The following is a 1,267-nucleotide window of genomic DNA, read 5'->3' as shown; positions in this document are numbered from 1 at the left end:
ATTACTGCGCCAGCCGCATGCCAAACCTACTAGCACGCGGGACTCGCCCGACACAGTCGAGACATACAGCTTACTGTACGTGCGCAGTGCGACCTCACGTCTGATGCCACCTCCCGACCATCCATCACCCCCTTGATGAGTTCGCATGACACTCGGTACGCTACGCCACCGCCCATGCATTGCGCGCGGACGCGAGCGGTGGCGACGAGCACCTGGCTCGATCACGTGCATGCACAGCGCTACCCCCCTCGATCGCATGGCGCTTACCAGCGGGCGTCGCCGCCGAGGACAACATCGCCACCGAGGATGGCGCCCGAGCCCATCTCCTGGTTGATCGAGCCGGGCACGACGCCCGCGGTCATCGGGAACTCGACAGGCGCGGTGTTGACGATGCGGACGACGTTGCCCGCACCCGGCGTCTCGAGCACGCAGAAGAAGGGCCGGTCGAGGCCGTCCTCGGTGTAGAGCTCGATGACCTGCTTGTTGTTGTTCGGGCCCTGAAGCAGCTCGATGCGCGCGTTGAGCGGGCGGCCGTCGGTCTTGAGCAGGATCTGCACGCTGTCGACGGTCGGGTCGAACGGGTACGTGCGGAGCGCGCCACCCTGGATGGTCGCGGACGCCTGGATGCAGTCGGGCGACGGGCTGTCGACCTGATCGGCGATCACGTTCGCGGCGATGGGGAACTCGATCTGACCGATGTTGCGGATGGCCACGGTGTTCGGGCCGCGCGGCGTCTCGATCACCGCCGAGAAGGGGCGGAGCTGGCCGTTCTCGACATACACGCGCATCTTGCATGGCGTGTTGTCGGGGCCGTGCCAGAGCTCGATGTCGGCGTCGAGCGGGCGGCCCTCAGTGCTGAGAACGACCTGCACCTGCTCCACGGACGGCGAGCGGTACGACCACGTGCGCAGCGAGCCGCCCTGCACGAGGATGGCGGACTCCGCCGCCCTCTCGTACTGGCGCGTGGGCACCATGCCACCGGTGTAGGACTGCGTGCCGTAAGCCTGCTGGCGCCCGAGGGCCTGCTGCATGATGGGCGATGCAACGCGCGGGGAAGGAGCGGCAGCCGAGCCGAGCAGAAGGGCAGAGGAGCCACTGAGGAGGCAGGTGAGCATCTTGGCGCAGTGTGCGAGTGCGCGAAGCTGCGAAAGTGTTTGCTTCGAAGCGGTCCTCTCTTTGCCGAATTTAGAGATTCCCCTGCCAAGACGGCGCGATTGTGGGGAAAGCGCATGCAAGCGGCGAGTTGTGGGGAAAGCGCATGCAAGCG

At 66.2% G+C, this 1,267-nt stretch carries 1 protein-coding gene; it reads right to left on the bottom strand.

Annotated features, from left to right (window positions below):
* Nucleotides 1-263 precede the first annotated feature (263 nt).
* Complete coding sequence (locus tag EB084_25810; protein NDD31680.1) at nucleotides 264-1,115, bottom strand: hypothetical protein; 852 nt, start codon at nucleotides 1,113-1,115, stop codon at nucleotides 264-266.
* Between the last annotated feature and the right edge of the window lie 152 nt (nucleotides 1,116-1,267).

The organism is Pseudomonadota bacterium, from assembly GCA_010028905.1.
GTDB lineage: Bacteria > Vulcanimicrobiota > Xenobia > RGZZ01 > RGZZ01 > RGZZ01.
This window is presented reverse-complemented; position numbering and strand designations above follow the sequence as displayed.

Coding starts and splice junctions, on each gene's coding strand:
- EB084_25810 (NDD31680.1), bottom strand. CDS start 1,115: ATGCTCACCTGCCTCCTCAGTGGCTCCTCTGCCCTTCTGCTCGGCTCG.